The sequence below is a fragment of the Streptomyces sp. A01 genome, assembly GCF_059026195.1.
Window position 1 is genome coordinate 34,163 of sequence record NZ_JBWLKN010000046.1, and the last position, 7,323, is coordinate 41,485.

General features: G+C 69.5%; 5 protein-coding genes and 1 riboswitch. Of the genes, 4 read left to right on the forward strand and 1 reads right to left on the reverse strand.

Annotated features, from left to right (window positions below; translation table 11 throughout):
* Window positions 1–205 precede the first annotated feature (205 nt).
* From rlmN to AC5P1B_RS34150, 4 genes are all read left to right on the forward strand, one after another.
* A complete protein-coding gene (rlmN, locus tag AC5P1B_RS34135) occupies window positions 206–1,312 on the forward strand; it encodes a dual-specificity RNA methyltransferase RlmN (protein WP_493891895.1) in 1,107 nt (368 codons plus the stop codon).
* Between the two features lie 136 nt (window positions 1,313–1,448).
* Window positions 1,449–1,559, forward strand: a riboswitch (TPP riboswitch).
* Window positions 1,555–2,625, forward strand: coding sequence for a thiamine ABC transporter substrate-binding protein (locus AC5P1B_RS34140; RefSeq protein ID WP_493891896.1), 1,071 nt, complete (start codon window positions 1,555–1,557; stop codon window positions 2,623–2,625). Its footprint overlaps the riboswitch before it by 5 nt.
* Window positions 2,626–2,753: 128 nt before the next feature.
* On the forward strand, window positions 2,754–4,400 hold the full coding sequence (locus AC5P1B_RS34145) for an ABC transporter permease (RefSeq protein WP_493891902.1): 1,647 nt from the start codon (window positions 2,754–2,756) through the stop codon (window positions 4,398–4,400).
* Window positions 4,401–4,715: 315 nt separating this feature from the next.
* Window positions 4,716–5,744: an ABC transporter ATP-binding protein gene (locus tag AC5P1B_RS34150; RefSeq protein ID WP_493891897.1), complete on the forward strand. Its 1,029-nt coding sequence runs from the start codon at window positions 4,716–4,718 to the stop codon at window positions 5,742–5,744.
* A gap of 176 nt (window positions 5,745–5,920) precedes the next feature.
* Here the strand turns inward: AC5P1B_RS34150 and AC5P1B_RS34155 are convergent, their stop codons facing one another.
* Entirely contained in the window at window positions 5,921–7,060 is a 1,140-nt protein-coding gene (locus AC5P1B_RS34155; protein ID WP_493891898.1) for an LOG family protein, read from the reverse strand.
* Window positions 7,061–7,323: the final 263 nt, after the last annotated feature.

A 7,323-nucleotide genomic window follows, 5' to 3' on the forward strand; every position in this document is an offset into this window, starting at 1 on the left:
GGCGCCACGGAGCCGCTCGTGGCGCCTCCGCGCCCCGTGCCCCAGGCCCCATGCCGCACGGGGCGGGGGGCACGGGGCACGGGGCACGTCGGGAGACGGGTCGTCTTCGACCAGTCCTCGTTCGACCAGCGGTTTTGTACGGTGAGGGGTTCGCTGTCCACAGACGGCGGAGCCCTCTTCGTACGTCTGCGACACTGGATGGACCATGCCTGTACCTGGAGAACTCACCTTCGCCGCGCCGCGCGGGGCCAAGAAGCCCCCGCGGCACCTCGCCGACCTCACCCCCGCCGAGCGCCGCGAGGCCGTGGCCGCGATCGGCGAGAAGCCGTTCCGCGCGGGGCAGGTCTCGCGGCACTACTTCGCCCGCTACGCGCACGACCCCGCGAGCTGGACGGACATTCCCGCCGCCGCCCGCGAGAAGCTGGCCGCCGAACTGCTGCCGGACCTGATGAACGTCGTCAGGCACATCAGCTGCGACGACGACACCACCCGCAAGACGCTGTGGCGGATGCACGACGGCACGCTGGTCGAGTCCGTGCTGATGCGCTACCCGGACCGCGTCACCATGTGCATCTCGTCGCAGGCGGGCTGCGGGATGAACTGCCCCTTCTGCGCCACGGGGCAAGCGGGCCTCGACCGCAACCTGTCCACCGCCGAGATCGTGCACCAGATCGTGGACGGCATGCGCGCGCTGCGCGACGGTGAGGTTCCCGGCGGCCCGGCGCGGCTCTCCAACATCGTCTTCATGGGCATGGGCGAGCCACTCGCGAACTACAACCGCGTCGTGGGAGCCATCCGGCGGCTGACCGACCCGGAGCCGGACGGACTGGGGCTGTCGCAGCGCGGCATCACCGTCTCTACGGTCGGGCTGGTGCCGGCGATGCTCCGGTTCGCCGACGAGGGCTTCAAGTGCCGTCTCGCGGTGTCGCTGCACGCGCCCGACGACGAGCTGCGTGACACGTTGGTGCCGGTGAACACCCGGTGGAAGGTGCGTGAGGTGCTGGACGCGGCGTGGGAGTACGCCGAGAAGTCCGGCCGCCGGGTCTCCATCGAGTACGCCCTGATCAGGGACATCAACGACCAGGCGTGGCGAGCGGACCTGATGGGCAGGCTGCTGCGCGGACATCGTGTGCACGTGAACCTCATCCCGCTCAACCCGACGCCGGGTTCGAAGTGGACGGCGTCGCGCCCGGAGGACGAGCGCGCGTTCGTCGCGGCCCTTGAGGCGCATGGTGTGCCCGTAACCGTTCGGGACACTCGGGGACAGGAGATCGACGGCGCCTGCGGGCAGCTGGCCGCCTCTGAGCGCTGACGGTCCACGGTCCCGGTCCTGCCGGGGCGCTGCTGGACCCTCTGTGCGTGTCCTGCGCGCCGGGTAGGCGACGGCGCCGACATGGACGACGGCCGCTGATACTGTTCCGCGAGACCGAGCCATCGAAAAAATCGAACATTTCCGACAGGGGAGCGCATCACGCGCTGAGAGTGCGGCACTGCCTGAGCCGCAGACCCTCGGACCTGATCCGGGTCATACCGGCGTAGGGAGTCAACGCACCAATGAACAGCCACCTTCGGCGTGCCGTCGGCACCGCCTTGATCGGCGCGCTCGCCGCCGGAGCGCTCGCAGCATGCGGAGATTCGGACAACGGGGCGGACTCGAAAACGGTCACCCTCGTCTCCCACGACTCCTTCAAGGCATCCAAGGCAGTGCTGCGCGAGTTCACCAAGAAGACCGGTTACAAGGTCAAGGTGGTCCGCGGCGGGGACGCGGGTGCGGCCGTGAACCAGGCGGTCCTGTCCAAGGGCAACCCGCAGGGAGACGTGTTCTTCGGCGTCGACAACACCCTGCTCTCCCGCGCTGTCGATCAGGGGGTCTTCACTCCCTACGAGGCCAAGGGCCTTGACCAGGTGCCTGCCGCATTCCAGCTCGACAAGGCCAAGCACCGTGTCACCCCCGTCGACACCGGCGATATCTGCGTCAACTACGACCGGAAGTACTTCGCCGACAAGAAGCTCGCCCCGCCGAAGACGTTCGATGACCTGATCAAGCCCCAGTACAAGAACCTGCTCGTCACGGAGAACGCCGCTACCTCCTCCCCGGGGCTGGCCTTCCTGCTCGGCACGGCCGGCGAGTACGGCGACGACGGCTGGAAGGACTACTGGAAGAAGCTGAAGGCCAACGGCGTGGAGGTGGTCGACGGCTGGGAGCAGGCGTACTACGACCGCTTCTCCGGCGCCGGCGGCGGCAAGGGGGACAAGCCACTCGTCGTCTCCTACGCCTCCAGCCCGCCCGCCGAGGTCGTGGGAGCCAAGCCACAGCCCGAGGAAGGGCCGACCGGCGTCGCCACGGGCACGTGCTTCCGCCAGACCGAGTTCGCCGGACTGCTCGACGGGGCGAAGAACCCCAAGGGCGGCAAGGCCCTCCTGGACTTCTTTCTCAGTAAGACCTTCCAGGAGGACGTACCGCTCCAGATGTACGTCAACCCCGTGCGGCGGGACGCGAAGCTGCCCGAGGTGTTCACCAAGTACGGGGAGAAGATCAGCGATCCTGCCACCCTCAAGCCGGACAAGATCGCGGAGAACCGTGAGCAGTGGGTCAAGTCGTGGACCTCTCTCGTCGTGAGGTGAGCACCCGCCAGCAGGACAGCCCTCGCAGGAAGGACGGCGCCGTCGAACGGGCGGGCGCCGTCCGACGGGGGACTGGCGCACGGAGCACGGTGCGCGGTGGCAGGGGGACGGTGCTCCGGCTCGGCCTGATGGCCGTTCCTGTCGCGTTCTTCGGCCTCTTCTTCGGCTACCCGGTCGCCGCCATCACCGCTCGCGGGCTCCGTAGCGGCGACGCGTGGCATGTCGGCCGCATCGGCGAAGTCCTCAGCGACCCGGACGTGCTGAACGTGCTGTGGTTCACCACGTGGCAGGCCGCCGCATCCACGGGGCTCACGCTGGCCCTGGCGCTCCCGGGGGCGTATGTCTTCGCACGCTTCGACTTCCCTGGAAAGCAGCTGCTGCGGGCAGTCGTCACGGTGCCGTTCGTGCTGCCCACCGTCGTCGCCGGTTCGGCGTTCCTCGCGCTGGTCGGCCGCAACGGGCTGCTGGACGACCTGTGGGGCTTCCGGCTGGACACCACCGTCTGGGCGATTCTGCTCGCCCACGTCTTCTTCAACTACGCGGTGGTGGTCCGCACCGTCGGTGGGCTGTGGGCGCAGCTCGACCCACGCCAGGAAGAAGCGGCACGCGTTCTGGGCGCGGGCCGGTTCGCGGCCTGGCGCAAGGTGACGCTGCCTGCGCTGGGCCCCGCCGTGGCCGGCGCCTCGCTCATGGTCTTCCTCTTCACCTTCACCTCCTTCGGCGCCGTGCAGATCCTCGGCGGACCGCGCTACGCCACCCTGGAAGTGGAGATCTACCGTCAGACCGCCCAGCTGCTCGATCTGCCTACGGCCGCCGTACTCACGCTCACGCAATTCGCCGCGGTCGGTGCTCTGCTCGCCGTACACGCGTGGACGGTGCGGCGGCGCGAAGGAACGCTGCGGCTGGTGGACGCCGCTCAGACGGCCTCCCGTCCGCACGGAGCCGGGCAGTGGGCACTGCTGTGGAGCGTCCTCGCCGTCATCGCGCTGCTGATCCTGCTGCCGCTCGGCGTACTGGTCGAGCGTTCGTTCTCCGGGCCCGACGGTTACGGTCTCATCTTCTACGAAGCACTGGGATCGGCCGCGGACAGCGGCGGCACATTCATCGTCGCGCCCTTGGACGCCCTGTGGAACTCGCTCCAGTACGCGGCAGTCGCCACCGTCATCGCCCTGGCCGTCGGCGGGCTCGCCGCCGCGGCGCTCACCGTGCGCGGGGCGCGGGGCGCGGACGCGGCTGCCTCGGGGCCGGGCCGCCTGGTACGGAGCTTCGACGCGATGCTGATGCTTCCGCTGGGCACGTCCGCGGTGACCGTCGGCTTCGGGTTCCTGATCACCCTGGACGAGCCGCCGCTCGACCTGCGCGCCTCCTGGTTCCTCGTCCCGCTGGCGCAGGCTCTCGTGGGTGTCCCCTTTGTCGTACGCACCATGCTGCCTGTCCTGCGCGCGGTGGACGATCGGCTACGGGAGGCAGCGGCAGTGCTCGGCGCTTCGCCGCTACGGGCGTGGCGCGAGGTGGACCTGCCGCTCGTCCGCAGAGCCCTGCTGATCGCCGCGGGCTTCGCCTTCGCCGTGTCCCTCGGCGAGTTCGGGGCGACGGTCTTCATCGCGCGGCCCGACAACCCCACCCTGCCAGTGGCCGTGGCCCGCTTCCTGGGCCGCGCCGGCCAGCTCAACTACGGGCAGGCTATGGCGCTGAGCACCATCTTGATGGTGGTGTGCGCGACCGCACTGCTGGCGCTGGAGCGCCTGCGCACCGACCGTTCGGGAGAGTTCTAAATGGCGTCGCCGCGCAAGAAGCCGACTCACGCGGATTCGGCGTGTGAGGAGCCGGGGCAGAGTCTGGTCTCTCGCCTGCGTGCCCTGCGCGGGGAGCCGGGTGGCGCCGGGGCACAGGGCGGCGACGGAGCACGAGGCCATGAGCGGCGGGGCGACGGGGCGCGGGGCGCGGAGGGACGAGGAAACGGGGCACGGGGCGACGACGGGGCACGGAGCGCCGGAGGAGCGCGCGACGGGGCACGGGGCGACGCGGCGCGGAGCGACGGAACACACGACGCTGGGGCACGCGGCGGGCGGGAGGTATCGCGTCGCGCTTTGCTCCGGCTGGAGGGCGTCACAGCGCGGTTCGGTGAGCGCATCGCCCTGGACGCGGTGGACTTGGACGTCGTCGAGCACGAGACGGTGTGTGTGCTCGGTCCCAGCGGCAGCGGCAAGTCCACGCTGCTACGCGTCGTAGCAGGGCTGCGCGCCCCGGATGCGGGGCGTGTGTGGCTCGCGGGGCGCGATCAGTCAGGCGTGCCCACGCATCGCCGTGGCGTCGGACTGATGTTCCAGGACCACCAGCTGTTCCCGCAGCGCGACGTGGCCGGAAACGTCGCCTTTGGCCTCCGCATGCGGAGAACAGGGCGCGCAGAAGCCGATCGTACGGTCGCCGAACTCCTTGACCTGGTGGGTCTTCCGGGTGCGGAGCGCCGCGCCATCGCAGCGCTCTCCGGAGGCGAACAGCAGAGGGTCGCGCTGGCACGTGCTCTGGCTCCGCGCCCGAAACTGCTCATGCTGGACGAGCCGCTGGGCCAGCTCGACCGCAGCCTGCGTGAGCGGCTGGTGGTGGAACTCCGCCAGCTCTTCAACCGTTTGGGCACGACCGTGCTTGCCGTCACCCACGACCAGGGCGAAGCGTTCGCACTCGCCGACCGGGTGGTGGTGATGCGCGATGGCCGTATCGCACAGGTGGGCACCTCCCTTGAGGTGTGGCAGCGCCCGGCTTCGGAGTTCGTGGCGCGCTTCCTCGGCTTCGACAACGTGGTCGAGGCGACGGTACGGGGCGCAGCGGCCGACACGCCGTGGGGCAAGGTCCCTGTTCCCGCTCGCACGCCCGCAGGCTCGTGCCGACTGCTGATTCGCCCCACTGGTGTACGCATGACGCCCGCCGGTGACGGCTTGCCGTGCGTCGTGCAGGCTCGCACGTTCCGGGGTGGGCTCGGGGTGTCCTTGCTGCTGCGCCCTGAGCACGGTCCGCAGCTGGAAGCGGCATGCCCGTTGCGGGAGGCGCCAGAGGAGGGGGCGACGGTGGGCGTGACCTTCACGGCGGACGATGTGGTGGTGCTGCCTGAGTCGCCGTGATGTGAGGGAGAGGGGCTGTTGTTGGCGCGCGCTCGGGCTCTGTTGGGGTGGAGCGCGGGGCACGGTGCACGGAGCGTGTGTCGTATCCCCGAGCGTTCCGCATGGGGCCGCCCCATCCAGCCGGTGGGCGGTGTCATTCGTGGGCGGTACGGACAGCCGCCACGTCACGCATCGGGTCAATCAGCGACAGGAGCGTGTTCCATCGCGGCCAAGCGGGTCAGCGCCTCAGGGGCGTCATCGACGGACTCGACCAATGCGATGCGACTCGCCATCGGACGACCCTCGGCGAGAGCTTGGAGGAGCGGCCAAGTCGGAAGCCTTCGTGTCCAATGGTCGTGGTTGACGAGGACCATGGGAGTGGGTTCGCCGCGCGACTGGTAGTAGTTCGGCGTCGCGTTGTCGAAGATCTCCTGCACTGTTCCCGCCGCGCCGGGCAGAAAGACCACTCCGGCGTTCGAGCGGGCGAGGAGTCCGTCCTCACGGGTGGCATTGGCGAAGTACTTGGCGATGTGGGAGGCGAAGGCGTTCGGCGGCTCGTGCCCGTAGAACCATGTGGGGATGCCGATGGAGTCACCGCCGTTCGGCCAGCGGTCGCGGACATCGAACGCGGCTGCTGCCCAGTGCCCGACAGAAGGCGTGAACGACGGGGCTTTGGCCAGGAGATCGAGCGCCTCCCCGAGCATGTCATCGGGGAACGGGGCGGCGTACGCGCCCAGATTCGCAGCCTCCATCGCCCCGGGGCCGCCACCAGTGGCGACAGTCAGCCCGGCGCGCGAGAGTGACCTGCCGAGCCGAGCGGCGCCCGCATAATCCTCGGAGCCTCGCTCCAGAGCGTGTCCGCCCATGACGCCCACCACGCGCGAGCCAACAAGATGTTCTTCGAGTGCGTCGGAGACCGCGTCATCATGGATGCCGCGCAGCATCGACGCGAATATGTCACCGTCTGCCTTCGTCCGCTGGAACCAGACATAGGCCTGAGCGTCCGAAGTGCCCTCGTAACCGTCCGCCAACCCGCCAAAGAGCTCTGCCGGAGAGTAGAGGGCCCCGCGATAAGGATTGAAGGGCAGTTCGGGCACGGGCGGAAACACCAGCGCGCCGCTGGCCCGTACTTTCGCGGATGCCTCAGCGTCCATCAGGCAGCCGAGGAAGACGGCCTCCGCGGTGTCCGCGGACAGCAGAGCGAACGTACGGCTCGTCAGATCCACGGACTGGACGCGGTAACCGGCGAGCGAACCCGAGGCGATGACCTGGTCGAACTCCGCTAGGGATTCGATCTCGTAGTCATGCTGAGAACTGGCGGCAGGGTCGGTGTGCACACCGTCATGCTAGGCCCTGAGGAGGCGAACCCTGAGGGCTTCGCAGAGAGCGGGCGCTGGTAGCCGCGTGCTAGCCGGACCAAGCCGTGAGCACGGGAGACGAAACCGGGCACGTCCGGGATGTGGTCCCAAGGTGAGCTCCGTGAGCGGGGTATGGCGGGGGGCCTGGGGCGTCACGCTTGCTCGACGGAGCACGGAGCACGGAGCACGGAGCACGGAGCACGGAGCACGGAGCACGGAGCACGGAGCACGGAGCACGGAGC

What these genes read in the sequence shown, in the direction of transcription:
- rlmN (WP_493891895.1), top strand. Translation starts at nt 206, where the DNA reads ATGCCTGTACCTGGAGAACTCACCTTCGCCGCGCCGCGCGGGGCCAAG.
- AC5P1B_RS34140 (WP_493891896.1), top strand. Translation starts at nt 1,555, where the DNA reads ATGAACAGCCACCTTCGGCGTGCCGTCGGCACCGCCTTGATCGGCGCG.
- AC5P1B_RS34145 (WP_493891902.1), top strand. Translation starts at nt 2,754, where the DNA reads ATGGCCGTTCCTGTCGCGTTCTTCGGCCTCTTCTTCGGCTACCCGGTC.